Source organism: Variovorax multivorans (assembly GCF_051216835.1).
Taxonomy (GTDB): domain Bacteria; phylum Pseudomonadota; class Gammaproteobacteria; order Burkholderiales; family Burkholderiaceae_C; genus Variovorax.
The window spans coordinates 337,405-362,917 of the sequence record NZ_JBPJZL010000007.1; the positions used below are offsets into that span (position 1 = coordinate 337,405).

24 protein-coding genes and 1 tRNA gene are annotated in these 25,513 nt (G+C 65.3%); 19 read left to right on the top strand and 6 right to left on the bottom strand.

Features of this window, described 5'->3' with window-relative positions:
- Positions 1-203 precede the first annotated feature (203 nt).
- Positions 204-1,481: an ANTAR domain-containing protein gene (locus ACSFCA_RS20565; protein WP_435460692.1), complete on the top strand. Its 1,278-nt coding sequence runs from the start codon at positions 204-206 to the stop codon at positions 1,479-1,481.
- Positions 1,482-1,509: 28 nt separating this feature from the next.
- On the opposite strand, the gene ACSFCA_RS20570 is transcribed toward ACSFCA_RS20565, so the two are convergent.
- The 4 genes from ACSFCA_RS20570 to ACSFCA_RS20585 form a co-directional block, all read right to left on the bottom strand.
- Positions 1,510-2,319 carry an ABC transporter ATP-binding protein gene (locus ACSFCA_RS20570; RefSeq protein ID WP_258350184.1) on the bottom strand — a complete coding sequence of 270 codons (810 nt, stop codon included), beginning with the start codon at positions 2,317-2,319 and terminating at the stop codon, positions 1,510-1,512.
- A complete protein-coding gene (ntrB, locus tag ACSFCA_RS20575; protein ID WP_435460691.1) occupies positions 2,316-3,239 on the bottom strand; it encodes a nitrate ABC transporter permease in 924 nt (307 codons plus the stop codon). The genes ACSFCA_RS20570 and ntrB overlap by 4 nt, the downstream gene beginning before the upstream one ends.
- Positions 3,240-3,249: 10 nt before the next feature.
- Positions 3,250-4,494 carry a CmpA/NrtA family ABC transporter substrate-binding protein gene (locus ACSFCA_RS20580; protein ID WP_258350182.1) on the bottom strand — a complete coding sequence of 415 codons (1,245 nt, stop codon included), beginning with the start codon at positions 4,492-4,494 and terminating at the stop codon, positions 3,250-3,252.
- Positions 4,495-4,838: 344 nt separating this feature from the next.
- Positions 4,839-6,101: a nitrate- and nitrite sensing domain-containing protein gene (locus tag ACSFCA_RS20585; protein WP_435460690.1), complete on the bottom strand. Its 1,263-nt coding sequence runs from the start codon at positions 6,099-6,101 to the stop codon at positions 4,839-4,841.
- A gap of 120 nt (positions 6,102-6,221) precedes the next feature.
- On the opposite strand from ACSFCA_RS20585, the gene tsaD reads away from it, so the two are divergent.
- The gene (tsaD, locus tag ACSFCA_RS20590; protein WP_435460689.1) at positions 6,222-7,286 is read left to right on the top strand and encodes a tRNA (adenosine(37)-N6)-threonylcarbamoyltransferase complex transferase subunit TsaD; all 1,065 of its coding nucleotides are present in this window, start codon (positions 6,222-6,224) and stop codon (positions 7,284-7,286) included.
- Here the strand turns inward: tsaD and ACSFCA_RS20595 are convergent.
- Positions 7,219-7,977: an alpha/beta hydrolase-fold protein gene (locus ACSFCA_RS20595; RefSeq protein WP_435460688.1), complete on the bottom strand. Its 759-nt coding sequence runs from the start codon at positions 7,975-7,977 to the stop codon at positions 7,219-7,221. The genes tsaD and ACSFCA_RS20595 overlap by 68 nt on opposite strands.
- Positions 7,978-8,165: 188 nt before the next feature.
- On the bottom strand, positions 8,166-8,537 hold the full coding sequence (locus tag ACSFCA_RS20600) for an Hsp20/alpha crystallin family protein (protein ID WP_258350179.1): 372 nt from the start codon (positions 8,535-8,537) through the stop codon (positions 8,166-8,168).
- Between the two features lie 124 nt (positions 8,538-8,661).
- Between ACSFCA_RS20600 and ACSFCA_RS20605 the strand changes: the two genes are divergently transcribed.
- From ACSFCA_RS20605 to nuoH, 17 genes are all read left to right on the top strand, one after another.
- Positions 8,662-9,954, top strand: a complete 1,293-nt coding sequence (locus ACSFCA_RS20605) for a branched-chain amino acid ABC transporter substrate-binding protein (RefSeq protein ID WP_435460687.1) — start codon at positions 8,662-8,664, stop codon at positions 9,952-9,954.
- Positions 9,955-9,984: 30 nt separating this feature from the next.
- On the top strand, positions 9,985-11,157 hold the full coding sequence (locus ACSFCA_RS20610; RefSeq protein WP_435460686.1) for a pyridoxal phosphate-dependent aminotransferase: 1,173 nt from the start codon (positions 9,985-9,987) through the stop codon (positions 11,155-11,157).
- 81 nt (positions 11,158-11,238) lie between these two features.
- Positions 11,239-12,174, top strand: a complete 936-nt coding sequence (locus ACSFCA_RS20615) for a DMT family transporter (protein ID WP_435460685.1) — start codon at positions 11,239-11,241, stop codon at positions 12,172-12,174.
- Positions 12,175-12,262: 88 nt separating this feature from the next.
- Positions 12,263-12,529: a 30S ribosomal protein S15 gene (gene rpsO, locus ACSFCA_RS20620; RefSeq protein ID WP_007837783.1), complete on the top strand. Its 267-nt coding sequence runs from the start codon at positions 12,263-12,265 to the stop codon at positions 12,527-12,529.
- 206 nt (positions 12,530-12,735) lie between these two features.
- Entirely contained in the window at positions 12,736-15,039 is a 2,304-nt protein-coding gene (pnp, locus tag ACSFCA_RS20625) for a polyribonucleotide nucleotidyltransferase (protein WP_435460684.1), read from the top strand.
- 89 nt (positions 15,040-15,128) lie between these two features.
- Entirely contained in the window at positions 15,129-16,127 is a 999-nt protein-coding gene (locus tag ACSFCA_RS20630) for an NAD(P)H-quinone oxidoreductase (protein ID WP_435460683.1), read from the top strand.
- Between the two features lie 20 nt (positions 16,128-16,147).
- The gene (gene tpiA, locus ACSFCA_RS20635) at positions 16,148-16,912 is read left to right on the top strand and encodes a triose-phosphate isomerase (protein WP_435460682.1); all 765 of its coding nucleotides are present in this window, start codon (positions 16,148-16,150) and stop codon (positions 16,910-16,912) included.
- 36 nt (positions 16,913-16,948) lie between these two features.
- Positions 16,949-17,350 carry a preprotein translocase subunit SecG gene (secG, locus tag ACSFCA_RS20640; RefSeq protein ID WP_258350171.1) on the top strand — a complete coding sequence of 134 codons (402 nt, stop codon included), beginning with the start codon at positions 16,949-16,951 and terminating at the stop codon, positions 17,348-17,350.
- Between the two features lie 119 nt (positions 17,351-17,469).
- A tRNA-Leu gene (locus tag ACSFCA_RS20645) sits at positions 17,470-17,554 on the top strand.
- A 67-nt stretch (positions 17,555-17,621) separates the two neighbouring features.
- Positions 17,622-17,981: an NADH-quinone oxidoreductase subunit A gene (locus ACSFCA_RS20650; RefSeq protein ID WP_012748607.1), complete on the top strand. Its 360-nt coding sequence runs from the start codon at positions 17,622-17,624 to the stop codon at positions 17,979-17,981.
- 12 nt (positions 17,982-17,993) lie between these two features.
- Positions 17,994-18,473 (top strand): NuoB/complex I 20 kDa subunit family protein, encoded by a 480-nt coding sequence (locus tag ACSFCA_RS20655; protein ID WP_007837763.1) that lies wholly within the window; start codon positions 17,994-17,996, stop codon positions 18,471-18,473.
- A 13-nt stretch (positions 18,474-18,486) separates the two neighbouring features.
- The gene (locus tag ACSFCA_RS20660; RefSeq protein WP_093057850.1) at positions 18,487-19,098 is read left to right on the top strand and encodes an NADH-quinone oxidoreductase subunit C; all 612 of its coding nucleotides are present in this window, start codon (positions 18,487-18,489) and stop codon (positions 19,096-19,098) included.
- Position 19,099: 1 nt separating this feature from the next.
- Entirely contained in the window at positions 19,100-20,353 is a 1,254-nt protein-coding gene (locus tag ACSFCA_RS20665; RefSeq protein WP_258350169.1) for an NADH-quinone oxidoreductase subunit D, read from the top strand.
- A gap of 10 nt (positions 20,354-20,363) precedes the next feature.
- Positions 20,364-20,903, top strand: a complete 540-nt coding sequence (locus tag ACSFCA_RS20670) for an NADH-quinone oxidoreductase subunit NuoE family protein (protein ID WP_093057848.1) — start codon at positions 20,364-20,366, stop codon at positions 20,901-20,903.
- Positions 20,903-22,243, top strand: coding sequence for an NADH-quinone oxidoreductase subunit NuoF (gene nuoF / locus ACSFCA_RS20675; protein WP_093057847.1), 1,341 nt, complete (start codon positions 20,903-20,905; stop codon positions 22,241-22,243). Before ACSFCA_RS20670 ends, nuoF begins: the two co-directional genes overlap by 1 nt.
- A 20-nt stretch (positions 22,244-22,263) precedes the next feature.
- The gene (nuoG, locus tag ACSFCA_RS20680) at positions 22,264-24,435 is read left to right on the top strand and encodes an NADH-quinone oxidoreductase subunit NuoG (protein WP_435460681.1); all 2,172 of its coding nucleotides are present in this window, start codon (positions 22,264-22,266) and stop codon (positions 24,433-24,435) included.
- On the top strand, positions 24,432-25,511 hold the full coding sequence (gene nuoH, locus ACSFCA_RS20685; RefSeq protein ID WP_371127400.1) for an NADH-quinone oxidoreductase subunit NuoH: 1,080 nt from the start codon (positions 24,432-24,434) through the stop codon (positions 25,509-25,511). Before nuoG ends, nuoH begins: the two co-directional genes overlap by 4 nt.
- Positions 25,512-25,513 lie beyond the last annotated feature (2 nt).

Sequence of the window (25,513 nt, forward strand, 5' to 3'; positions counted from 1 at the left end):
GGGGGCGGAGTGCCGGCAGCGGACGCTGTCGGCGTGGGGGTGTGCACGGCGTGTGAATTGCCGGGCCGGCTGCAGGAGCCTGCAGCCTCATCACCAAAGCGGTGCTTCGTTACACCGCGCTCCGTTTCATGCAAGAGGCGTGCCCGCGAGTTCGCGCGGGCGTGGCCTATGCTCGCGGTGCGTTCCCACACCGCTTCCCCAAGATGTCCCTTCTCGTTGTCCTGCCCGATGAACCTGCCGGCCTCGTGCTGCCCGAGGCGCTTGCGCGGGCACTGTCCGTCGCTGGTCTCGACGTGCTCGGCTGCGCGGATTGCGGCAGCTTCGCGCGGCAAGTCGAGGCGCTGGCCCCTCGACAGGCCTTGATCTGCCTGCCTTTGCCCACGCCCGCGCTGCTCGACGCATTGCGCACGTGGTCCGGCCTGCCGCCGTGTGCGCTGAGCCTTGTCAGCGCGCCGTTGAGCGGTGCTCAGCATGAAGAACTGGTCGCACTCGGCGTGCACGCGTGGATGCAGATCGATGCCATCGATGCCGCATCGCTCGCCGCATTGACCGCCCGAGCCCAGTCGCGCTGGCAGCGCGAGGCCACTTTGCGCACCGAACTGGAGAGCCTGCGCACCCGCATGGACGAGCGCAAGTGGGTCGACCGCGCCAAGGGCCTGCTGATGTCCGCGCGCGGCATCGGCGAGGACGAAGCCTTCGGGCTGCTGCGCGGCGCCGCGATGCACGCCAACTTGCGTCTGGGCGAGGTGTCGCGCTCTGTCATCGAGGCGGCGCAGTGGGCCGATGCGATCAACCGCGCCGGACAGTTGCGCATGCTCTCGCAGCGTCTGGTGCGCGTGGCGGCGCAGCTGCTGGGCAGCATCGACGCGCAGCGGGCGCGGGTGCTGCGCACGCAGTCGGCCGAGCGGGTGCAGCAGAATCTTGATCATCTGGCGGCCCTCGGGCTCGGCGCGGTTGGCGCGCAGGCGCTGGGGGATGCGCAAGCCGCGTGGAGCGGGCTGGCCACTGCCTTGACCGCACGGCCGACGGCAGCAGGGCTGGCCGACATCGACCAGCGCGCGGAAGTGCTGCTCTGCGCCGCCGAGGCCTTGACCGAGGCGCTCGAAACCTCGGGCGCACGGCGCGCGCTGCGCATCGTCAACATCTGCGGGCGGCAGCGCATGCGTGCGCAGCGGCTGGCCAAGGACGCACTGCTGGCCGCCGCGCTGAAAGAGAAGGCCGCGAACGCGCGGCTGGTGCCGACCATGGCCGAGTTCGAGGCCGCGTTGCTCGAACTGGAGCACGCGCCGCTCAGCACCACCGAGATCCGCGCCGCGCTGGCCAGCGCCCGTGACGAATGGCTGCGGCTGGTCGGCGGCGTGCGCACGCTCGACAGCGCTGACGGCCGTGCCACGCTGGTGCGCTCCAGCGACGCGCTGGTCGATACCTTCGAGCGCCTTACCGCGTCGTACGAGCACAGCCTGCAAGTGATCATGTCTTGACGCCGGTTGTGCTGGCGCGGGCGCAGCGTCAGGCCGCGACCTTCTCCACGTGCGCCTGGCGCGTGTAGAGGAAGTCGATCACCGCCTTGCGCGCGTGCACGTAGGCCGGGTCTTCGGCCAGCTCCACGCGGTTGCGCGGGCGCGGAATGTTCACTGCGAGCACGTCGCCGATGGTGGCGGCCGGGCCGTTGGTCAGCATCACGATGCGGTCGCTCAGCAGCACGGCCTCGTCGACGTCGTGCGTGACCATGACGACGGTGCTGTGTGTCTTCTGCACGATGGCCAGCAGCTCGTCCTGCAGCTTGGCGCGGGTGAGGGCGTCGAGCGCGCCGAAGGGCTCGTCCATCAGCAGCACCTTGGGCTCCATCGACAGCGCGCGCGCAATGCCCACGCGCTGCTTCATGCCACCGGAGATTTCGCCGGGCCGCTTCTGCGCGGCGGGCGTGAGGCCCACCAGCGCCAGCGCCGCATCGGTGCGTGCGCGCAGCTGCGCCTTGCTCTCGGTGGCCGCGAACACGCGCTCGACCGCGAGGTACACGTTCTCGAAGCAGGTGAGCCAGGGCAGCAGCGAGTGGTTCTGGAACACCACCGCGCGCTCGGGGCCGGGCCCTTTGATTTCCTTGTTGGCGCACAGCAGCGAGCCTTCGGTGGGCGTGGTGAGCCCGGCGATCAGGTTCAGCAGCGTCGACTTGCCGCAGCCCGAGTGGCCGATGAGCGTGATGAACTCGCCCTTGGCCACGTTCAGGTTCACGTCGCGCAGCGCGACGAAGCGGCCCTTGGGCGTCTTGAACGCCTGCTCGACACCGTGGATCTGGATGTACTTGCTGTCGTCGATCATGACTTCACCTCTTCGAACGTGAATGCCGTTGCCAGCTTGATGAGCGCGAACTCCAGCACCAGGCCGACGATGCCGATGACGAAGATCGCGATGATGATGTTGGCGACGTTGAGGTTGTTCCACTCGTCCCACACCCAGAAGCCGATGCCGACGCCGCCCGTGAGCATCTCGGCCGCCACGATCACCAGCCACGCGGTGCCCACGGCCAGCCGCACGCCGGTCAGCATGTAGGGCAGCACGGCGGGGAACAGGATCTTGGTGAGGATCTTCCATTCGCTGAGGTTCAGCACCTTGGCCACGTTCATGTAGTCGCTCGGCACGCGCTGCACGCCCACGGCAGTGTTGATGACCATCGGCCAGATCGAGCAGATGAAGATGGTCCAGATGGCGGCCGGGTTGGCGCCCTTGAACACCAGGAGGCCGATGGGCAGCCAGGCCAGCGGCGACACCGGGCGCAGCAGGCTGATCAGCGGGTTGAACATGCGAGCGAGAAATTCGAAGCGCCCGATCGCAAAGCCCGCCGGAATGCCGACCAGCGCCGCCAGCCCGAAGCCCAGCGCCACGCGCTGCAGCGACGAGAGCACGTTCCAGCCCACGCCCTGGTCGTTCGGGCCCTTGCTGTAGAACGGATCGCTGAACACCGTCACGGCCTGCTGCCAGGTGGCCGCGGGCGTGGGGAAGCCGGTGGTGCTTTTCATGGCCACCACTTCCCAGATCAGCAGCAGCAGGCCGAAGCCCGCGAGCGGCGGCAGCACGCGCATCCAGAAGGCGCGCAGGTCGATGGGCGTGCGCACCCGGGGCTCGGGCGCCGGGGCGGGTGTCGGCTTTGGAGCTGCCGGCCTGGCCGCGACGGAAGGGGCCACCTGCGTCACCTGTGCGGTGGTCGCTTCGAGCGGCGAGTGAAAGACTGCGCTGACCATGTTGTTCTCCCTATGCATGAAGCTTGAACGACTCGGCGTATTTCTTCGGGTCCTTGCCGTCCCACACCGAGCCGTCGAACAGCTTGCTGGTGCGCATCGTTTCCTTGGGCACCGGCGTCTGCGTGGCTGCGGCGGCCTGCTTGTAGATGTCGATGCGGTTGATCTCGGTGGCCACCTTCAGGTAGTCGGGGTGTTCCTTCAGCAGGCCCCAGCGCTTGTGCTGCGTGAGGAACCACATGCCGTCCGACAGGTACGGGAAGTTCACGGCGCCGCCGTTGTAGAACTTCATGTGGTTGGGGTCGTCCCAGCTCTTGCCCAGGCCGTTGGTGTAGCGGCCCAGGATGCGCTGGTTGATGGCGTCCACGCTGGTGTTGACGTAGCTCTTGTCGGCGATGGTCTCGGCCATCTTGTTCTTGTTCTGCAGGCCGGTGTCGATCCACTTGCCGGCCTCGAGGATGGCGGCGGTCACGGCGCGTGCGGTGTTGGGGTATTTCTTGGTGAACTCGGCCGTGGTGCCGAGCACCTTCTCGGGGTGGTCCTTCCAGATGTCCTGCGTGGTGATGGCCGTGATGCCGATGCCGTCCATGATGGCGCGCTGGCCCCAGGGCTCGCCCACGCAGTAGCCGTCCATGTTGCCCACGCGCATGTTGGCCACCATCTGCGGCGGCGGCACGGTGATGTTCTTCACGTCCTTGAACGGATCGATGCCGGCGGAGGCGAGCCAGTAGTAGAGCCACATGGCGTGAGTGCCGGTGGGGAAGGTCTGCGCGAAGGTGTATTCGCGCTTCTCGCTGGCGATGAGCTTGGCGAGCGAGGCCGCATCGACCGCGCCCTTGTCCGAGAGCTTCTTCGACAGCGTGATGGCCTGGCCGTTGTTGTTGAGGGTCATGAGCACGGCCATGTCCTTCTTGGGGCCGCTTACGCCGAGGTGCACGCCGTAGATCAGGCCGTAGAGCACGTGGGCCATGTCGAGCTCGCCGTTGACCAGCTTGTCGCGCACGCCGGCCCAGCTGGCTTCCTTGCTGGGCACGATCTTCACGCCGTACTTCTTGTCGATGCCGAGCACCGAGGCCATCACCACGCTGGCGCAGTCGGTCAGCGGGATGAAGCCGATCTTCACTTCCTCCTTCTCGGGCTTGTCAGAGCCCTGGGCCCAGACGGCGGCGCGCAGCGCCGGGTCGATGCCGACGGCGCCGATGGCAGCGGCTTGCAATACGCGGCGTCGGCTGAGGCGGGTTTTGAGCAGGTCGGTCATGGGGCGGGGCTCCGGTTGAAGACAAACAAAAACAAGAAAGACAAAAACGAAAAGGCGTCCGCACCGCGCAGGGGCTGCTCGAAAACGAGCCCTTGCGGGATGGGGACGCCTTTGTCCGGTTCGGTGGGAGACACCCGCCGTTGGGTGCCGCCTGCCTGAAGACCCATTGAGGGGCCTACGAACTTATTGCTTGCAAGCGGTGTGCCAGCCTTCGGGAGCTGTGGGCTGCTATCAAGAAAGTAGCGGGATGCGGCCCTACAGCATGGGAGAGGGCCCGATCAGGCCGGGAAGTGCCGATGGCACGGTTGTTGTGCACTGCACCAAGTTGAACGGTCCAGGCCGCTTCAGCGCGGCGGCGCGCGGTCGAGCATGGGCAGGTAGTCGGCCATTGCCAGCATCGACTCGGCCACGTCGACCAGCCGCCGCTTCTGGTTCATGGCGGTCTGGCGCAGCATCTTGTGCGCGTCTTCTTCGCTGAGCCGGCGGTGCGCCATCAGCAGGCCCTTGGCGCGCTCGACGATCTTGCGTTCGTTGAGCGAGGCGCGCACGGTTTCGAGCTCGTCGCTCATGGCCTGCAGGCGGTGCGATTGCTCCTGGACCATGTCGAGCACCGAGCGTTCGAGATGGCGGCCGAACTGGGCAGGCGCGGCCGACTGCGCATCGGCATCGTCGAAGAACAGGGCGCCGGCCTGCGGGGCCAGCGTGTCGAGCAGTTGCCGGTATTCCTGCAGTTCGCTACGGGCCTGCACGGTCTTGCGTTCGCACAGCGCGCGCAGGTCGGCGGCCAGACGGTCTTCGACGATCTTCATGGCGTCGATGCGGCGGGTGCAGCAGTCGAACCAGGCCTGGCTGAGCGGCACGTCGGCCGGGGCAGAGGTGTTGCCGCGCCGGCGAATGCGTTCGAGCTCGACCACTTCAGCATCGGGCTGGCTGTTGCGCCAGAGCGCGAGCACTGCCTCGCCGGAGAAATCGGCGAACACCTGGAAGCAGCGCTCCTGCGATTCGATCAGGTGCAGCCACTGCAGGCGCTGCGCCTCGTCGCTGCGGCCCAGCGCCAGCGCGGCGGAGCCGAAGGCGCGCTCCTGGCCGGCGAATTCCTTGCCCTGCATGAAGTTGAACATCGCGACGAGCAGGCGCGAGATCTCGGGGTCGGTGGCGCCGTCGGCGGCTTCGAACACCACCGACAGCAGGCCCGCGACGAGCTTGGCGAACGCAGCGGTGGACTGCGCGGGCTTCAGTTCGAGCGCGTCGATGCGGCGGCGCAGGCCGGGCAGGGCGTCCAGGCCGGGGAGCACCCAGGCGATGCGGCTGAACAGGCGCGCGCTGTTGCCGGGGCCCGCGCCGCGGTGGTTGTCGGCCTCGAGCTGGTCGAAGCCGGCGCGCACCTCCTGCTCGAGCGCAATGCATTCGGCGATCTGCGGGCCGCGCTGGTCGGCGAAGCGGGCGCCGCGCGAGGTGAGGAACATGTTCGACATGCCCCGCTCGCGCTGCAGCGCGTGGACGAGGCGGCCGATCACGCCCACCAGCTCGCTGGTGCGGGCGAGCTGATCCAGCTCGTCGATTTCGCAGCGGCGAGCGGCAATCAGAAAACTCAGTCCGGATTTCATGGTGGGTGGGCGCGGGGCTCTGGCTCAGTCACTGCAACATCCGTGCCCCGGGGGCGTGGAGGCCGGCACCGTTTGCCCCTTCGCGGGCGCCAGCGGAGGGCGCCGCCTACACTCGGCGGCATGCTCTTGTTGGGAATCGAATCATCCTGCGATGAAACCGGCGTGGCGCTGGTCGAGTCGCACGGCGACGCGCTGCCGCTGCTGCTTTCGCACGCGCTGCACAGCCAGATCGCCATGCACCAAGCCTACGGCGGCGTGGTGCCCGAACTGGCCAGCCGCGACCACATTCGCCGCGTGCTGCCGCTGACCGAGACCGTCATGGCCGAAGCCGGTCGCACGCTGGGCGAGATCGACGTGGTGGCCTACACGCGCGGACCGGGCCTGGCAGGCGCGCTGCTGGTGGGCGCCGGCGTGGCTTGCGCATTGGGCGTGGCGCTGGGCAAGCCGGTGCTGGGGGTGCATCACCTCGAAGGGCATCTGCTGTCGCCGTTCCTGAGCGCCGATCCGCCGGAGTTTCCGTTCGTCGCGCTGCTCGTGTCGGGCGGCCACACCCAACTGATGCGGGTGGACGGCGTGGGCCGCTACAAGCTGCTCGGCGAAACCATCGACGACGCGGCCGGCGAGGCCTTCGACAAGAGCGCCAAGCTCATGGGCCTGCCGTACCCCGGCGGGCCGTGGCTTGCGAAGCTGGCTGAAGGCGGCAATGCGACGGCCTTCAAGCTGCCGCGGCCGTTGCTGCACAGCGGCGATCTCGATTTTTCCTTTGCCGGCCTGAAGACGGCCGTGCTCACGCAGGCCAAGAAGCTCGGCGACCAGCTCGAAGCCAACAAGGCCGACCTGGCAGCGTCCACGCAGGCGGCCATCGTCGAGGTGCTGCTGAAGAAGTCGCTCGCCGCGCTCGACCAGACCGGACTCAGGCGGCTGGTGGTTGCGGGAGGAGTGGGAGCCAACAAGAATCTGCGCGAGCAGCTGAATGCCGCATGCGCGAAGCGCAAGGTGCGCGTGCACTACCCGGAGCTGCACCTGTGCACCGACAACGGCGCGATGATCGCCATGGCTGCGGCGATGCGCTTGCAGTCAGGGCTGTCGCAGGCGAGCGAGCGCTATGCCTTCGACGTCAGGCCGCGATGGCCCATGGCCTCGCTGTCGCCAGCGGCTGAGGCTTCGCTACCGGAGACTGCGTAAGCAGTTGCTTCGATCGACCGATTGCCGGCAGCGGCAGTACGTCAAGCACATTGCGCCACAGCTGGCGCCACTGCGGCCAGTCGTGGCCACCCTCGGTCGTGAAGACGCGCCCCGGCGGCAGGGCGTCGGCCAGCAGCTTGTGGTTGCTGGCAAAGCGGTCGTCGAGCCCGAAGCCCAGATACAGCGGCGGCAGGTTCTGCGACGGCTGGGCTTCCAGGTACTGCTGGAAGAAGGGCCAGAGCTTGCGGTCGGGCTCTTCGTCGGGCTGCGGCCCGGTGGGCGCCTGCCAGGCGCGCAGGCCGCCGGCCTTCTTGATCTCCGCGCCGAGCACCCGGCGCCCCAGGTAGGGCGCGAGCGCCACGATGCCGTCCACCGAGCCCGGCCGTGCCAGTTCGTGAATGAGCGCACCGAAGCCACCGATGGAAATGCCCACGAGCCAGATCGACTTGTAGCCCTTGGCGCGCTGCGGCTCGATGACCTCGGTGTGGAGGCGATCGCTCAGCGTCTGCTCGTAGTAGTAGGAGACATCCGCGTCCACCAGCAGGGAGTCGGCCGCCAGATGGCGTTCGCGCACGGCTGCGATGAACCCTTCGCGCTCGAACTCGTCGGGCTTCAGGTATGCCCCGGGCAGGAACACCAGGAGCGTGTCGGATTGTTCGTTGGGGTTGGCGGATTGAAGGTGCGTTTTCATGGTGCCTTTGGGGGCACCCGAACCGCACCGTAGCGAGTTCGGTGCGTTTACGAGACGCCCACGAAGAAGAAAGTTCTGGGAAAACGTCACATCATGTGACGTTATCTAGCGCTATTGTGAATAAGGTGCTCGTTTAAAGTCAAAACGAGGCCTTAACTAACATTTTCCTCTTGTGGGCATAGGCCAAATTAGTTGATTTGTAACTGAGTGGCTTGGCTCACGGGGACCAGTTTGCCGAGCTTCAGCGTGAGCACGCCGTTCTCGAGCTTCGCTTCGCTGGTGGCCACGTCGATGTCTTGCGGCAGCTCGTAGGCGGCCTTGAACTGGCGCTTGGCTTCGGCCTTGCTGTCGATGCGCAGCACGGCGCCTTCGATGCTGATCGCGAGGTCTTCGCGCGTGAAACCCGGCACGTCGAGCGAGAGGGTCCAGCTCTTGTCGTCCTGCTCCACGAGTGGCGAGCGGCGGGCACCGGCGAAGGCTTCGTTCACGAAGCGTTCGAACGAGCGGTCATAGGCGCGAGGAGCGAAGCGGGCGGTGCGAAGGGTGGGGGCGAAAAACATGATGAAGAACTCCTGAATCAACACAATGGGGACAAGGAATGTGTGTCCCTTACACTGCGCGGCCGTTCAATCGTGAGTGCCGCTTGACACCTCATCTAGGCGCAGCCGCACGCGTTTCAAGACAATGAATCCCCCCTTTATTTGGCGCCGCGAGGCCTTGAAATTCGCAGCGCTGGCGCTATGCGCGAGGCCCTTCGCCGCGCTCGCGCAGGCATCGGTTTCGGCGCCACCTGCGCCCATTCGCCTGGCTCTCATCGAAAGCATGAGTGGCCCCTTCGCCAACACGGGTGAAGCCGTGTTCCGCAATCTGCTGTGGGCGGTGGAGCGCGTGAATGCGCGCGGCGGCATCAAGCTGCCCGGCGGCGCGCGGCCCCTGCAGCTCGACCGCTACGACAGCAAGGGGCAGAACGAAGAGGCGCTCTCCGCACTGCGCGCCGCGATGGACGACGGCGCGCGCATCGTGCTGCAGGGCAACTCGTCGGCCACGGCCGCGGCGCTGGTCGATGCCATCGACAAGAACAACGAGCGTGACCCGTCGCGGCGCGTGATCTTCCTCAACTACGCGGCGGTCGACCCGGTGCTCACGAACGAGCGCTGCAGCTTCTGGCACTTTCGCTTCGACGCCCATGCCGACATGCGCGTGGCCGCGCTGATGGACGTGGTGAAGGACGACGCAGCGCTCAAGCGCGTCTACCTGATCGGGCAGGACTACAGCTTCGGCCAGGCCGTGCTGCGCGAGGCGCGCCGGCAGCTCGGCGTGCAGCGGCCCGACGTGGAGATCGTCGGCGACGAACTGCATCCGATGGGCAAGGTGAAAGACTTCGCGCCCTACGCCACCAAGATCATCGCGAGCGGTGCGCAGGCCGTGGTCACGGGCAACTGGGGCAACGACCTCACACTGCTGGTGAAGGCGGCGCGCGAAGCCGGTTTCAACGGCACCTTCTATACCTTCTACGGCAATGCACTGGGCGCGCCCGCAGCCATCGGCGATGCGGGCATTGGGCGCGTGATCGCGGTGGCCGACTGGCTGCCCAACGTGCAGACGGCGCAGTCCGAAGCCTTCTATCGTGCCTTCCGCGCGCGCTTTCCGAAGCCAGCCGAAGACTATGTGCACATGCGGCTGGCGCTGATGATCGAAGCGCTTGTACAGGCCATCGAACGCGCGGGCAGTGTCGACGCAGTGCCGGTGGCGCGCGCGCTGGAGCAGGCCGATGTGAGCCTGTACGGCCAGCGCGGGCGCATGCGCGCTGTGGACCACCAGTTCCAGCAGCAGCTCGTGGTCGGCGTGATGGACAAGCAGGGCCGGCCGGGCGTGCAGTTCGACGTCGAGGGCTCCGGCTACGGCTTTCGGGTGGTCAAGACCATCGCCCCCGAACGTGCCGAACTGCCGACCTCGTGCAAGATGAAGAGACCTTGATGACGATGATGATGAACAGGACGACCAGACATGCGTGAAGCAATCCACAACCTCGAAGCATCGAAGATCCGCGAAGTCGCCAATGCCGGCATGGGCCGCGACGACGTGCTGGCCTTCTGGTTCGGCGAAAGCGACGAAGTCACACCCGAAGTAATCCGCCAGTCGGCCATCGAGTCGCTGCAGCGGGGCGAAACCTTCTACGCCCACAACCTCGGCCTGCCCGAATTGCGCGACGCCATCGCGCGCTACACCAGCGGGCTGCATCCGGCGGTCGACGCCTCGCGCATCGCCGTCACCTCGGGCGGCGTGAGCGCGCTGATGCTCGCGGTGCAGGCGCTGGTCGATGCGGGCGACGAAGTGGTCGCCGTGACGCCGGTGTGGCCCAACCTGACGGCGCAGCCCGCGATCATGGGCGCGCACGTGCGCACGCTGTCGCTGGTGCCGGTGAACGGGCAGTGGACACTCGACCTGCCCGCGCTGCGCGCAGCGGTCACGTCGAAGACGAAGCTGCTGATCGTCAATGCGCCGAACAACCCCACGGGCTGGACCATGAGCCGCGACGAGCAGCAGGCCGTGCTCGACCATTGCCGCCAGACCGGCACGTGGATCCTGGCCGACGAGGTGTACGAGCGGCTGTACTACGAGCCGACGCCCAATGGCTGCGCGCCGAGCTTCCTCGATATCTCGAAGCCTGACGATCGCCTGGTCGTCACGCACAGCTTTTCGAAGAGCTTCCTGATGACGGGCTGGCGCCTCGGCTGGCTGGTGCTGCCGCCGTCGATGGTGGACGGCATCGGCAAGCTGATCGAGTTCAACACCTCGTGCGCCAGCGTGTTCACGCAGCGCGCCGCCATCACCGCCATTGCGCACACGAGCGAGATCACGCCGCGCGTGGTGGCGCACCTGAAGCAATGCCGCGACACGCTGGTGCCGCTGCTGGCGGCGCTGCCGGGCGTGCAGGTGGCCTCGGCCAAGGGGGGCATGTACGCCTTCTTCCGGCTCGAAGGCTTCGGCGATTCGCTCGAAGTTGCCAAGCGGCTTGTGGCAGAGGCGGGCCTGGGGCTCGCGCCGGGCAACGCCTTTGCGCCCGAGGCACAGGGCTGGCTGCGCTGGTGCTTCGCGTCGAAAGATCCGCAGCGGCTGGTGAAGGGGGTGGAGCGGCTGCGTAACTGGCTGGCGGAGCAGCAACCCGGCAAGGGCTGAGCCGGCTGCAATTTCGTTCAATACGCGGCGTGCCGGGGTCGCGAAGCTCGGGCTTTTCTCGAAAGCGAAAGGCTCGGCATGTTGTCGCAACGGTTGAAGGGGATGGCGCTGTGCGCGCTGGCAATGGTCACGGTGGGCAGTACGGTGGTGGCCAGCAAGGTCATCGCGGGCGGGCTGCCTCCGTTCACCGCGACCGCACTGCGGTTCGCGATGGCGCTGCCGGTGTTCTTGGTGCTGCTGCGGCTGACCCGCACACCATGGCCGCGACCCGGCCGGCGCGATCTGGCGCTGCTGGTGTGCCAGGCGGGTCTGGGGAGCGTGGGCTACACCGTGCTGCTGATCCTGGGCGTGCGCTGGGCGCCGGCAGCCAGTGCGGGCGTGGTGGCGGGCACCTTGCCGGCTGTGGCGGCGCTGGTGGCGGTGATTGCGCTGCGCGAGCGGCCAGGGCGGTTTCTGGTGGGAAGCATCGTGCTGGCAACGGTGGGGGTGCTGGCAATCAGTTGGCCCGGGGCGGGCCCGGTTTCAGCGGGGGACTCGAAATCTCCCGCGGCGCTGATCGGCAACCTGCTGGTGCTGGGCGCGGTGGTCTGCGAGGCAATGTTCATCCTGCTCAACAAGCGCCTGCGGGTGCCAGTGCGTCCGCTGGCGCTGTCGACGCTGATGACGGCCTTCGGGCTGCTGCTGTCGCTGGTGCCGGCCCTGTTCGAGCGGGCATGGGAGCATCCTTTGCCGGCGGAGGCGCTGGCCGGCGTCGCCTACTACGCGCTGGTGCCGACGGTGTTGGGCTTCGTACTGTGGTTCGCCGGATCTTCCCGGCTGCGCGGGGCCGAGGCGGCGCTTTTCACCGCCGTTCTGCCGGTTTCGGCGCTGGTGCTGGCCGCGCTCTGGCTGGGCGAAAGCATCAGCCTGGCGCAGATCGGCGGGGCGGTTTGCGTGCTGGGCGCCGTGGGGCTGGCTTCGCTCGATGGAAGGCCCCGCAAGGGGCCTGAAAGCCCGATCAGGACGGTCGGGCTATAATTCCAAGGCTTTGCATGCCGCAAGGCGCACGGTGGGTGCAGTTCCAGCGCACACCGCAAGTCAAACATCCCGGAACAAGGAAATCAACATGATCGCAGCCTCCATCAAGGCAGAAGTTGTCAAGGACAACGCCCGCGCCGCCAACGACACCGGCAGCCCCGAAGTGCAAGTCGCACTGCTGACCGCCCGCATCAACGAGCTCACCCCCCACTTCAAGACGCACGCCAAGGACCACCACGGCCGTCGCGGTCTGCTGCGCATGGTGAGCCGCCGCCGCAAGCTCCTCGACTACCTCAAGTCCAAGGACGCCGACCGTTACACCGCGCTGATCGCCAAGCTGGGTCTGCGCAAGTAAATCGAATCGCATGAAAAAACGCCTGGGTTAGTCCGCTAGCTCAGGCGTTTTTTACTTCGCGATCCACTTTCGGAGTGCCCAAACAGAGCGAAGCTGTGTCATTCCAATGAAGTTCGCCCCGAGCTTCGCTGGAATGGCATCGTGTTCTGAGAAGCCTCCGTCTCTTGCGGATTCTGTGTAGTCCGCTATCAAAACAGGAGCAAAACATGAGCCTCTTCAACAAAGTCACCAAGTCGTTCCAGTGGGGCGACAAGACCGTCGTCATGGAAACGGGTGAAATCGCCCGCCAGGCCAGCGGCGCCGTGCTCGTCGACATCGACGGCACCGTCATCCTCGCGACCGTGGTCGCCTCCAAGTCGGCCAAGGCCGGCCAGGACTTCTTCCCGCTGACCGTCGACTACATCGAGAAGACCTACGCCGCAGGCAAGATTCCCGGCAGCTTCTTCAAGCGCGAAGCCAAGCCCAGCGAACATGAAACGCTGACCAGCCGCCTGATCGACCGCCCGATCCGCCCGCTGTTCCCCGAAGGCTTCCTGAACGAAGTGCATGTGGTCATCCACACCGTGTCGCTCAACCCCGAAGTCGATGCCGACATCGCCGCCATGATCGGCGTGAGCGCCGCGCTGTCGATCTCCGGCGTGCCGTTCAACGGCCCGATCGGTGCCGCCCGCGTGGGCTACATCAACGGCCAGTACGTGCTGAATCCGGGCCAGACGGCTCGCAAGGATTCGCAGATGGACCTCGTCGTCGCCGGCACACAATCCGCGGTGCTGATGGTCGAATCCGAAGCCCTGCAACTCAGCGAAGAAATCATGCTGGGCGGCGTGGTGTTCGGCCACGAACAAGCCAACATCGCCATCAACGCGATCCATGAACTCGTGCGCGACGCCGGCAAGCCGGTGTGGGACTGGCAAGCACCCGCCGAAGACGAAGCCTTCGTTGCCAAGGTCAAGGGCTTGGCCGAAGAAAAGCTGCGCGCTGTCTATCAAATTCGCAGCAAGCAAGCCCGCACGCAAGCCCTGCGCGAAGCCAATGCCAGCGTGATGGCATCGCTGAAGGAAAGCGGCGAGCCTTTCGACGCCGGCAAGGTCAACGACCTGCTGTTCTCGATCGAATCGAAGATCGTGCGCAGCCAGATCCTGTCGGGCGAGCCCCGCATCGACGGCCGCGACACGCGCACCGTGCGCCCCATCGAAATCCGCAACTCGGTGCTGCCCCGCACCCACGGTTCGGCCCTGTTCACGCGCGGTGAAACCCAGGCGCTGGTCATCACCACGCTCGGCACCGAGCGCGACGCACAGCGCATCGACGCGCTGGCCGGCGAATACGAAGACCGCTTCCTGTTCCACTACAACATGCCTCCCTTCGCCACCGGCGAAGTGGGCCGCATGGGCTCGACCAAGCGCCGCGAAATCGGCCACGGCCGCCTGGCCAAGCGCGCACTCGTCGCCGTGCTGCCGAACAAGGAAGAGTTCCCGTACACGGTTCGCGTGGTGTCGGAAATCACCGAGTCGAACGGCTCGTCATCGATGGCTTCGGTCTGCGGCGGCTGCCTCTCGATGATGGACGCCGGCGTTCCCATGAAGGCTCACGTGGCCGGCATCGCCATGGGCCTGATCAAGGAAGACAACCGCTTCGCGGTGCTGACCGACATCCTGGGCGACGAAGATCACCTGGGCGACATGGACTTCAAGGTTGCGGGTACCACCAACGGCATCACCGCGCTGCAGATGGACATCAAGATCCAGGGCATCACCAAGGAAATCATGCAGGTCGCACTGGCGCAGGCCAAGGAAGCGCGCATGCACATCCTGGGCAAGATGCAGGAAGCCATGGGCGAGGCCAAGGCCGAAGTCTCCAGCTTCGCACCGCGCCTGACCACGCTGAAGATCAACCCCGAGAAGATCCGCGACGTGATCGGCAAGGGCGGCTCGGTCATCCGTGGCCTGCAGGAAGAAACCGGCACGACGATCAACATCGACGAAGACGGCACCATCACCATCGCTTCGACCGATCCGGAAAAGGCCGAACTGGCCAAGAAGCGCATCGAGCAGATCACGGCCGAAGTCGAAATCGGCAAGGTCTACGAAGGCCCGGTCACCAAGATCCTGGACTTCGGTGCGCTCATCAACCTGCTGCCCGGCAAGGACGGCCTGCTGCACATCAGCCAGATCGCGCACGAACGCGTCGAGAAGGTGACCGACTATCTGAGCGAAGGCCAGATCGTGAAGGTCAAGGTTCTGGAAACGGACGAGAAGGGCCGCGTCAAGCTGTCCATGAAGGCCCTGACCGAGCGTCCCGCCGGCATGGAATACAGCGAGCGCCCGCCGCGCGAAGACCGCGGTGACCGTGGCGATCGCCGTGAACGTGGCGATCGCGGTGGTGATCGCGGCGGCGACCGTGGCGAGCGCGCACCGCGCTTCAACAACGAGCAACAGCAGCCGCGCAACGAGCAGCCGCAGGCCCCGGCCGGCGAGCAGCAGCAAGCCCCGCGCGAGCCTCAGGAGTAAGAAGGGCGCAACGGCGGTCTCCGGCCGCCGTTGCTATCTTTTGAACATCAAGCTTCGCCCCATCTGCGGGCGTTGGAGGCCGAAAGACCATGAAAGCCATTGAAATCACTTCGTACGGCGCCCCTGAGGTGCTGCGCGTTGCGCAGCGTCCCGACCCGGTAGCGGGTGCGGGCGAACTGCTGATCCGTGTGGCGGCAAGTGGCGTCAATCGCCCGGACGTGCTGCAGCGCAAGGGGCACTACCCCGTGCCGCCGGGCGCTTCCGATCTGCCGGGCCTCGAAGTGGCCGGCGAGATCGTCTCGGGTGACGCTGCGGCGCTGGCCGAGGCGGGCTTCAAGGTTGGTGACCGTGTCTGTGCGCTGATCGCCGGTGGCGGCTATGCCGAGCTGTGCGTGGCGCCCGTGGCGCAATGCCTGCCGGTGCCCAAGGGGTGGAGCGATATCGATGCAGCTTCGCTGCCCGAAACCTTCTTCACCGTCTGGAGCAATGTGTTTGACCGCGGCCGCCTGCAAAAGGGCGAGACGCTGCTGATCCAGGGCGGCTCGAGCGGCATCGGCGTCACGGCGATCCAGATCGCCAAGGCGCTCGGTGCGACCGTGATCGTCACGGCCGGCAGCGACGACAAGTGCGAGGCCTGCCTGAAGCTTGGTGCCGACCATGCCATCAACTACCGCACGAGCGACTTCGTCGAAGAGGCGAAGAAGCTCACTGGCGGCAAGGGTGTGGACGTGGTGCTCGACATGGTCGCCGGCGACTACGTGGCGCGCGAGATCGAGTGCCTGGCCGAAGATGGCCGGCTCGTGATCATCGCGGTGCAGGGCGGCGTGAAGAGTGAGATCAATGCGGGCCTCGTGCTGCGCAGGCGGCTCACGATCACCGGCTCGACGCTGCGTCCGCGGCCAGTGGCGTTCAAGGGCGCTATTGCCAAGGCCCTTTGCGAGAAGGTGTGGCCGCTGCTGGAAAGCGGTGCGATCAAGCCCGTGATCCACAGCATCTTTGCGGCGGCGGGCGAGCCAAGTGGCGCAGCCCAGGCTCACGCGCTGATGGAATCGAACCAGCACATCGGCAAGATCGTGCTGACATGGTGAGTGACGGGAAGACGAACGCGATGACGACCAAGAAGAAACTGATCGCTGGCAACTGGAAGATGAATGGCAGTCTGGCTGCCAACGAGGTGCTGGTAAAGGCCTTGCAACAAGGCCTGGCCGCAAGCCCGGCGGCTTGTGACGTGGCGCTGTGTGCGCCTGCACCGTACTTCGCGCAACTGCAGTCGCTGCTGGCAGGTTCGCCAGCACTGGCGCTGGGTGCGCAGGACATTTCGGCGCATCCGCAAGGAGCATTCACCGGCGAGCAATCGGCGGCGATGCTGAAGGACTTCGGTGTGCGCTATGCCATCGTCGGTCACTCCGAGCGTCGGCAGTATCACGGCGAGACCGATGAAGCGGTCGCGGCCAAGACGGCGGCAGCGCTGGCCAACGGCATCACGCCGATCGTCTGCGTTGGTGAAACGCTGGCACAGCGCGAAGCAGGGCAGACCGAAGAAGTCGTCAAGCGTCAGCTGGCTGCGGTCATCCATGTGAACGGTCATTGCATCAGCGAGATCGTCGTGGCGTACGAGCCGGTCTGGGCCATTGGCACAGGCAAGACGGCCACGCCGGAGCAGGCGCAAGCGGTGCACGCGGTGCTGCGCGCGCAGCTGCATCACGCAGCGAGCGAGCATGCCGCCGGCATCCAGATTCTTTATGGCGGCAGCATGAACGCCGCCAACGCCGCAGAACTGCTGGCGCAGGCCGACATCGATGGCGGCCTCATTGGCGGCGCTTCGCTCAAGGCACCCGATTTTCTGCAGATCATTTCCGCCGCTGCGCGCTGAACGCGCAACGGCTGTATCACTTAGGAGTAAGAACGAATGAACCTGGTCCTCAATCTACTGGTCGGCGTGCAGATGCTGACGGCCCTCGCAATGATCGGCCTGATCCTGATCCAGCACGGCAAGGGCGCCGACATGGGCGCGGCCTTCGGCAGCGGCAGTGCCGGCAGCCTGTTCGGTGCCAGCGGCAGTGCCAACTTCCTCTCGCGCACCACGGCTGTGCTTGCTGCGGTGTTCTTCGCATGCACGCTGCTGCTGGCCTATTTCAGCCATGCACGTCCTGCAGGCGGTGGCAGTCTTCTTGAGCGCGCTGCAGTGGGTGCGCCGGCCACGCCGGCTTCTGGTGCAGCGAGTGAAATTCCTGGTGCGGCGGCTCCCACTGCGCCTGCTTCGGCTCCTGCTGCCCCGGTTTCGGGCGCGGGCCAGATTCCGAGCAAGTAATCAACTCGTTTTCATGAGTTGCCTGTGAGAAATGGCTTCATTTCAGGGTAAACTCTAAATCTGTTCGGAAAGCCAAATGCCTCTTGCAGGTACCTCATGCCATCCGAACAGCAAAAACCGCGGTCGTGGTGAAATTGGTAGACACGCTATCTTGAGGGGGTAGTGGCGAAAGCTGTGCGAGTTCGAGTCTCGCCGACCGCACCAAATCTCATCGGCAGAAAGCCTCATCCAGGGGCTCCTCTTGCCGGTGGCAAGCGGTGAAAAACTCTCGATGAATCTCGACTCCTACCTCCCCGTCCTTTTGTTCATTCTGGTCGGAGTCGGCGTAGGCGTCGCCCCTCAGGTCATCGGATACATTCTCGGCCCCAACAGGCCCGACGCCGCAAAGAACGCTCCCTACGAGTGTGGCTTTGAAGCCTTCGAGGACGCACGCATGAAGTTCGACGTGCGCTACTACCTCGTTGCGATTCTCTTCATCCTGTTCGATCTCGAAATTGCCTTTCTCTTTCCGTGGGCCATTGCGCTCAAGGAGATCGGTGCTGTCGGCTTCTGGGCCATGATGATCTTTCTCGCCATCCTCGTCGTGGGCTTTGCCTACGAGTGGAAAAAAGGCGCGCTCGACTGGGAATGACAAGGAATCACGATGGCCATTGAAGGCGTTCTCAAAGAAGGTTTCGTCACCACCACCTACGACTCGGTGGTGAATTGGGCGAAGACCGGATCTCTCTGGCCGATGACCTTCGGCCTCGCATGCTGTGCGGTGGAAATGATGCACGCGGGCGCCGCCCGCTATGACATCGATCGCTTCGGCATGCTGTTTCGCCCCAGCCCGCGCCAGTCCGATCTGATGATCGTGGCCGGCACGCTGTGCAACAAGATGGCTCCGGCCTTGCGCAAGGTCTATGACCAGATGCCCGAGCCGCGCTGGGTGTTGTCGATGGGTTCGTGCGCGAATGGTGGTGGCTACTACCACTACAGCTATTCCGTCGTGCGCGGCTGCGACCGCATCGTGCCGGTCGATGTCTACGTTCCGGGTTGCCCGCCCACCGCCGAGGCTTTGCTCTACGGCGTGATCCAGTTGCAGCAGAAGATTCGCCGCACCAACACCATTGCCCGCGCCTGAGGGATTGCCGACGATGACTGACTTTGCAATTTCGCCGGAGGTGCTGCGCGCCACCATCGCCGAGACGCTCGGCGCCAAGGCCAAGAGCGTGACGCTCGCCCTGGAAGAGGTGACTGTGGTGGTCGGTGCTGCCGACTACATCGAAGCCGCCTTGCTGCTGCGCGATGCGCCCGGCTGCCGCTTCGAGCAGCTGATCGACCTTTGCGGCATGGACTACTCCGACTACCGCGAAGGCGAGTGGCAGGGCGAGCGCTACTGCGTCGTCACCCACCTGCTGTCGGTAAGCCTCAACCAGCGCGTGCGCCTGAAGGTGTTTGCACCGAACGAAGACCTGCCTGTGGTCGATTCGCTGCAGCCCGTCTGGAATGCCGCCACCTGGTTCGAGCGCGAGGCCTTCGACCTCTATGGCATCGTGTTCGACGGTCACGACGACCTGCGCCGCATCCTGACCGACTACGGCTTCATCGGCCACCCGTTCCGCAAGGACTTCCCGGTGTCCGGTCATGTCGAGATGCGTTACGACGAAGAACAGAAGCGCGTGGTCTACCAGCCGGTTTCCATCGAGCCGCGCGAAATCACCCCGCGCGTGATCCGCGAAGACAACTACGGCGGCGGTTTGCACTGATATGGCCGAAATCAAGAACTACACACTCAACTTCGGTCCCCAGCACCCTGCGGCGCACGGCGTGCTGCGCCTGGTGCTCGAGCTGGACGGCGAAGTGATCCAGCGCGCCGACCCCCACATCGGCCTGCTGCACCGCGCGACCGAGAAGCTTGCCGAATCGCGCACCTTCATCCAGTCGCTGCCGTACATGGACCGTCTCGACTACGTGTCGATGATGAGCAACGAGCACGCGTACTGCCTCGCCATCGAGCGGATGATGGGCCTCGAAGTGCCGATCCGCGCACAGTACATCCGCGTGATGTTCGCCGAGATCACCCGCCTGCTGAACCACCTGCTGTGGCTCGGCGCGCACGGTCTGGACTGCGGCGCGATGAACATGCTCATCTACTGCTTCCGCGAGCGCGAAGACCTGTTCGACATGTACGAGGCCGTTTCCGGCGCGCGCATGCACGCGGCGTACTTCCGTCCGGGCGGCGTGTACCGCGACCTGCCTGACGCGATGCCGCAGTACAAGGTCAGCAAGATCAAGAATGCCAAGGCCATCGAGCGCCTGAACGAAGATCGCCAGGGGTCGCTGCTCGACTTCATCGACGCCTTCTGCAAGCGCTTTCCTAAGATGGTCGACGAGTACGAGACGCTGCTCACCGACAACCGCATCTGGAAGCAGCGCACTGTGGGCATCGGCGTGGTCACGCCGGAGCGCGCGCTGAACCTCGGCTTCACCGGCCCCATGCTGCGCGGCTCGGGCATCGAATGGGACCTGCGCAAGAAGCAGCCCTACGACGTCTACGACCAAATGCAGTTCGACGTGCCCGTCGGCAAGACCGGCGACTGCTACGACCGCTACCTGGTCCGCGTCGAAGAGATGCGACAGGCCAACAAGATCATCCAGCAGTGCTCGGCCTGGCTGCGCGCCAACCCTGGTCCTGTCATCACCGACAACCACAAGGTCGCCGCGCCCGCGCGCGAATCGATGAAAGCGAACATGGAGGAGCTGATCCACCATTTCAAGCTCTTCACCGAAGGCTTCCATGTGCCCGAAGGCGAGGCGTATGCCGCCGTCGAGCATCCGAAGGGCGAGTTCGGCATCTATCTCGTGAGCGACGGCGCCAACAAGCCGTACCGCCTGAAGATCCGCGCCCCTGGCTTCCCGCACCTCGCCGCCCTCGACGAAATGTCGCGCGGTCACATGATCGCCGACGCTGTCGCGGTGATCGGCACGATGGACATCGTGTTCGGCGAGATCGACAGGTGAGAAAGAGCGAATGACGACTTCCTCGACCCACCATGACGCGGCGCCCTCGGCGCCGTTGAAGACTACGATCCTCGAGCGCTTTGCGCGCGAGGTCGCCAAGTACCCCGAAGCAGGCAAGCAATCCGCCGTGATGGCCTGCCTCGCCATCGTCCAGCAGGACGAGGGCCACGTCAGTCTGCAGCGCGAGCGCGAGATTGCCGAGTACCTCGGCATGGCGCCCATCGCCGTGCATGAAGTGACGACCTTCTACAACATGTACAACCAGCATCCGGTGGGCAAGTTCAAGCTCAACGTGTGCACCAACCTGCCCTGCCAGCTGCGCGACGGCGTCACTGCCCTCGTGCACCTCGAGAAGAAGCTCGGCATCAAGATGGGCGAGACCACGGCCGATGGCCTGTTCACGCTGCAGCAGAGCGAATGCCTCGGCGCCTGTGCCGATTCGCCCGTGATGCTGGTCAACGACCGCACCATGTGCAGCTTCATGAGCAACGAGAAGCTCGACCAGCTCATCGAAGGCCTGCGCGGTTCCACCAAAGGGGAGGCTGCCTGATGTCACCCGAACAAGTGCTCCAGCAGTTCCAGGCGACAGGCGTCCAGACCTGTTTCCATGACCGCCACATCGAACCGCAGATCTATGCGGGCCTCGACGGCACCAACTGGCGTCTGGCCGACTACGAAGCGCGCGGCGGCTACCAGGCCTTGCGCAAGATTCTCACCGAGGGCCTCACGCCCGACCAGGTGATCGCCGAAGTCAAGGCTTCGGGCCTGCGCGGCCGTGGCGGCGCAGGTTTCCCGACCGGCCTGAAGTGGAGCTTCATGCCCCGCCAGTTCCCGGGCCAGAAGTACCTCGTCTGCAATTCGGACGAAGGCGAACCGGGCACGTGCAAGGACCGCGACATCCTGCAGTTCAACCCGCACATCGTGATCGAAGGCATGGCCATCGCCGCGTATGCGATGGGCATCAGCGTGGGCTACAACTACATCCACGGCGAGATCTTCCAGAGCTACGACCGCTTCGAGGAAGCCCTCGAAGAGGCGCGCGCCGCCGGCTACCTCGGCGACAAGATCATGGGCAGCACGTACAACTTCCAGTTGCACGCCGCCCACGGCTTCGGCGCCTACATCTGCGGCGAAGAAACCGCGCTGCTCGAATCGCTCGAAGGCAAGAAGGGCCAGCCGCGCTTCAAGCCGCCGTTCCCGGCCAGCTTCGGCCTGTACGGCAAGCCGACCACCATCAACAACACCGAGACCTTCGCGGCGGTGCCCTGGATCATCCGCAACGGCGGTCCGGCCTACCTTGAATGCGGCAAGCCGAACAACGGCGGCACCAAGATCTACTCGGTGAGCGGTGACGTCGAGCTGCCCGGCAACTACGAAGTGCCCATGGGCACGCCGTTCTCCAAGCTCCTCGAGCTAGCCGGTGGCGTGCGCAAGGGTCGCACGCTGAAGGCCGTGATCCCCGGCGGATCGTCGGCGCCGGTGCTGCCGGCCGACATCATGATGGCCTGCACCATGGACTACGACTCCATCGCCAAGGCCGGCTCCATGCTCGGTTCGGGCGCGGTGATCGTCATGGACGACAGCCGCTCGATGGTCGAGTCGCTCAAGCGCCTCTCGTACTTCTACATGCACGAGTCCTGCGGCCAATGCACTCCCTGTCGCGAAGGCACGGGCTGGCTCTACCGCGTGGTGGACCGCATCCACAACGGGCAGGGCAAGCCCAGCGACCTGCAACTGCTGGACTCCGTCGCCGGCGACATCATGGGCCGCACCATCTGTGCGCTCGGCGATGCGGCAGCGATGCCGGTGCGCGCCATGATCAAGCACTTCCGTCACGAGTTCGAAGCCCTGATCCCGGGCTACGTTCCGACGGCGCCCGTCAAGGCCTGAGCGCGAGAAGAAACATACTCATGATCGAAATCGAACTCGACGGCAAGAAGGTCGAAGTGACCGAAGGCAGCATGGTGATGCATGCTGCCGACAAGGCGGGCACGTACATCCCGCACTTCTGCTATCACAAGAAACTCAGCATCGCGGCCAACTGCCGCATGTGCCTGGTCGACGTGGAAAAGGCGCCCAAGCCGATGCCGGCCTGCGCCACCCCCGTCACGCAGGGCATGATCGTTCGCACCAAGAGCGAAAAGGCCATCAAGGCGCAGCAGTCGGTCATGGAGTTCCTCCTGATCAACCACCCGCTGGATTGCCCCATTTGCGACCAGGGCGGCGAGTGCCAGCTGCAAGATCTGGCCGTGGGCTACGGCGGTTCTTCTTCGCGCTACGAAGAAGAAAAGCGTGTCGTGTTCCACAAGGACGTCGGCCCGCTGATCAGCATGGAAGAAATGAGCCGCTGCATCCATTGCACGCGCTGCGTCCGCTTTGGCCAGGAAGTGGCCGGCGTGATGGAGCTCGGCATGTCGCACCGCGGCGAGCACTCCGAAATCGAAACCTTCCTCGGCGACTCGGTCGACTCCGAGCTCTCGGGCAACATGATCGATATCTGCCCGGTCGGTGCGCTCACGAGCAAGCCTTTCCGCTACAGCGCCCGTACCTGGGAGTTGTCGCGCCGCAAGTCGGTGAGCCCGCACGACTCCACCGGTGCCAACCTGATCGTCCAGGTCAAGAACAACCGCGTGATGCGCGTGGTGCCGCTCGAGAACGAAGACGTCAACGAATGCTGGATTGCCGACCGCGACCGTTTCTCGTACGAAGCCCTCAACGGCCCGGAACGCCTGACGCAGCCCATGCTGAAGCAGGGCGGCCAGTGGCAGCAGGTCGACTGGCAGACGGCGCTCGAGTACGTCGCCAATGGCCTGAAGCAGATCAAGGCTGACCACGGTGCACAAAGCATCGGTACGCTCGTCAGCCCGCACAGCACGCTCGAAGAGCTGCAGCTCGCCGCCATGCTCACGCGTGAACTCGGCAGCGACAACATCGACTACCGCCTGCGCAATGCCGAATTCACGGCGTTCGAAGGCGTGCGCTGGCTCGGTACCTCGATCGCTTCGCTCACGCAAGTGCAGCGCGCGCTGGTCGTGGGCTCGAACCTGCGCAAGGAACATCCGCTGTTCGCGCAGCGCATCCGCCAGGCCGTGCGCAAGGGCGCCGCGCTATCGGTGATCACCTCGGCCAGCCTGATGGCTGCCCGCGACGCCTGGGCCATCGACGTGGCGCAATCGTCCATCGTCGAAGCCGACCAATGGGTCGAGGCGCTGGCCGCAGTTGCCGCCGCCATCGGCCAGACCAATGGCGCAACCGCGCCCCTGGCACCGAAGAACGCGCCGGACGCCGCCGCGCAAGCCATCGCAGCCTCGCTGCTGAGCGGCGAACGCAAGGCCATCCTGCTCGGCAATGCCGCCGCCCACCACGCACAAGCCAGCAGTCTGCTGGCCCTGGCGAACTGGATCGGCGCGCAAACGGGCGCCACCGTCGGCTACCTGACTGAAGCCGCCAACACCGTTGGCGCGCAGATCGTCGGCGTTTTCCCGAAGAACGGCGGTCTCGATGCGGGCCGCATGCTCGCCGCCGGTTCCGGCCTGAAGGCCGTGATGCTGCTGAACACCGAGCCGGTGTTCGACTCGGCTGCTGGCGCCGCCGCTGCCGATGTCATCGGCAATGCGCAAATGGTCGTCACGCTGAGCCCCTTCAAGGCCAACCTCGAGTTCAGCGACGTGCTGCTCCCGATCGCTCCTTTCACCGAAACCCCCGGTACCTTCGTCAATGCCGAAGGCCGCTTGCAAGGTTTCCATGCTGTCGTGAAGCCGCAAGGCGAAACGCGTCCGGCGTGGAAGGTGCTGCGCGTGCTGGCCAACCTGCTGGGTCTGCCCGGCTTCGCGTTCGAATCGACTGCCGATGTACTGGCCACCATCGGTGACAAGGGTGCGGTGCCGGCGAACGCGCTGAGCAACGCCACCTCCGCCAATGCCGTCGCTTCCAGCGGTGCGACTGCCGCTCCCGTGGTCGCCAGCATCTACCAGCTCGACTCGATCGTGCGTCGCGCACCGTCGCTGCAACTGACTGCCGACGCGCGCAATGCATCGGCTGGATCGAACGTGTCGGCGCGTGCCGAGGAGGCACTGGCATGATCGTCGACACCATTCATGGCTTCGGCCAGGGGCTGGTTGCCGCAGGTTGGTGGACCGCCGTGGTCTGGCCCCTGATCTGGACGCTGATCAAGATCATCGTGGTGGTGATCCCGCTGATGCTGGCCGTGGCGTACCTCACGCTGTGGGAGCGCAAGGCCATCGGCTTCACGCAGATCCGCATCGGCCCGAACCGCATCGGACCACTGGGCCTGCTCCAGCCGATCGCCGACGCGCTCAAGCTGATGACCAAGGAAATCATTCTTCCGACGGTCGCCAACAAGGGTCTGTTCCTGCTGGGCCCGATCATGACCATCATGCCGGCGCTCGCCGCATGGGCCGTGATTCCCTTCGGCCCCGACGTGGCGCTGGCCAACATCAACGCTGGCCTGCTGTTCGTGATGGCCATCACCTCGCTCGAGGTGTACGGCGTGATCATCGCCGGCTGGGCCTCGAACTCGAAGTACGCCTTCCTGGGCGCGTTGCGCGCCTCGGCACAGATGGTGAGCTACGAAATCGCGATGGGCTTCTGCTTCGTCGTGGTGCTGATGGTCACGGGCAGCCTGAACATGAGCGAGATCGTGAACGTTCAGGGCAAGGGCATGTTCGCCAACATGGGCGTGGGTTTCCTGTCGTGGAACTGGCTGCCGCTGCTGCCGATCTTCGTCGTGTACTTCATCTCCGGCCTGGCCGAGACCAACCGCCACCCGTTCGACGTGGTGGAAGGCGAGTCCGAAATCGTTGCCGGTCACATGATCGAGTACTCGGGCATGAGCTTCGCGATGTTCTTCCTGGCCGAGTACGCCAACATGTGGCTCGTCTCGATCCTGACCGTCGTGCTGTTCCTCGGCGGATGGCTGCCGCCGTTCGAGTTCCTGAGCATCATTCCGGGCTGGATCTGGCTGGGCCTCAAGACCTTCTGCGTGGTCACCATGTTCCTGTGGGTGCGCTCGACGTTCCCGCGCTTCCGCTATGACCAGATCATGCGTCTGGGCTGGAAGATCTTCATTCCCGTCACCCTCGTGTGGCTGGTCGTGGTCGGTGGCTGGATGCAGACGCCGTTCAACATCTGGAAATAACA

What these genes read in the sequence shown, in the direction of transcription:
- ACSFCA_RS20565 (WP_435460692.1), top strand. Translation starts at nt 204, where the DNA reads ATGTCCCTTCTCGTTGTCCTGCCCGATGAACCTGCCGGCCTCGTGCTG.
- ACSFCA_RS20570 (WP_258350184.1), bottom strand. Translation starts at nt 2,319, where the DNA reads ATGATCGACGACAGCAAGTACATCCAGATCCACGGTGTCGAGCAGGCG.
- ntrB (WP_435460691.1), bottom strand. Translation starts at nt 3,239, where the DNA reads ATGGTCAGCGCAGTCTTTCACTCGCCGCTCGAAGCGACCACCGCACAG.
- ACSFCA_RS20580 (WP_258350182.1), bottom strand. Translation starts at nt 4,494, where the DNA reads ATGACCGACCTGCTCAAAACCCGCCTCAGCCGACGCCGCGTATTGCAA.
- ACSFCA_RS20585 (WP_435460690.1), bottom strand. Translation starts at nt 6,101, where the DNA reads ATGAAATCCGGACTGAGTTTTCTGATTGCCGCTCGCCGCTGCGAAATC.
- tsaD (WP_435460689.1), top strand. Translation starts at nt 6,222, where the DNA reads ATGCTCTTGTTGGGAATCGAATCATCCTGCGATGAAACCGGCGTGGCG.
- ACSFCA_RS20595 (WP_435460688.1), bottom strand. Translation starts at nt 7,977, where the DNA reads ATGAAAACGCACCTTCAATCCGCCAACCCCAACGAACAATCCGACACG.
- ACSFCA_RS20600 (WP_258350179.1), bottom strand. Translation starts at nt 8,537, where the DNA reads ATGTTTTTCGCCCCCACCCTTCGCACCGCCCGCTTCGCTCCTCGCGCC.
- ACSFCA_RS20605 (WP_435460687.1), top strand. Translation starts at nt 8,662, where the DNA reads ATGAATCCCCCCTTTATTTGGCGCCGCGAGGCCTTGAAATTCGCAGCG.
- ACSFCA_RS20610 (WP_435460686.1), top strand. Translation starts at nt 9,985, where the DNA reads ATGCGTGAAGCAATCCACAACCTCGAAGCATCGAAGATCCGCGAAGTC.
- rpsO (WP_007837783.1), top strand. Translation starts at nt 12,263, where the DNA reads ATGATCGCAGCCTCCATCAAGGCAGAAGTTGTCAAGGACAACGCCCGC.
- pnp (WP_435460684.1), top strand. Translation starts at nt 12,736, where the DNA reads ATGAGCCTCTTCAACAAAGTCACCAAGTCGTTCCAGTGGGGCGACAAG.
- ACSFCA_RS20630 (WP_435460683.1), top strand. Translation starts at nt 15,129, where the DNA reads ATGAAAGCCATTGAAATCACTTCGTACGGCGCCCCTGAGGTGCTGCGC.
- tpiA (WP_435460682.1), top strand. Translation starts at nt 16,148, where the DNA reads ATGACGACCAAGAAGAAACTGATCGCTGGCAACTGGAAGATGAATGGC.
- secG (WP_258350171.1), top strand. Translation starts at nt 16,949, where the DNA reads ATGAACCTGGTCCTCAATCTACTGGTCGGCGTGCAGATGCTGACGGCC.
- ACSFCA_RS20650 (WP_012748607.1), top strand. Translation starts at nt 17,622, where the DNA reads ATGAATCTCGACTCCTACCTCCCCGTCCTTTTGTTCATTCTGGTCGGA.
- ACSFCA_RS20655 (WP_007837763.1), top strand. Translation starts at nt 17,994, where the DNA reads ATGGCCATTGAAGGCGTTCTCAAAGAAGGTTTCGTCACCACCACCTAC.
- ACSFCA_RS20660 (WP_093057850.1), top strand. Translation starts at nt 18,487, where the DNA reads ATGACTGACTTTGCAATTTCGCCGGAGGTGCTGCGCGCCACCATCGCC.
- ACSFCA_RS20665 (WP_258350169.1), top strand. Translation starts at nt 19,100, where the DNA reads ATGGCCGAAATCAAGAACTACACACTCAACTTCGGTCCCCAGCACCCT.
- ACSFCA_RS20670 (WP_093057848.1), top strand. Translation starts at nt 20,364, where the DNA reads ATGACGACTTCCTCGACCCACCATGACGCGGCGCCCTCGGCGCCGTTG.
- nuoF (WP_093057847.1), top strand. Translation starts at nt 20,903, where the DNA reads ATGTCACCCGAACAAGTGCTCCAGCAGTTCCAGGCGACAGGCGTCCAG.
- nuoG (WP_435460681.1), top strand. Translation starts at nt 22,264, where the DNA reads ATGATCGAAATCGAACTCGACGGCAAGAAGGTCGAAGTGACCGAAGGC.
- nuoH (WP_371127400.1), top strand. Translation starts at nt 24,432, where the DNA reads ATGATCGTCGACACCATTCATGGCTTCGGCCAGGGGCTGGTTGCCGCA.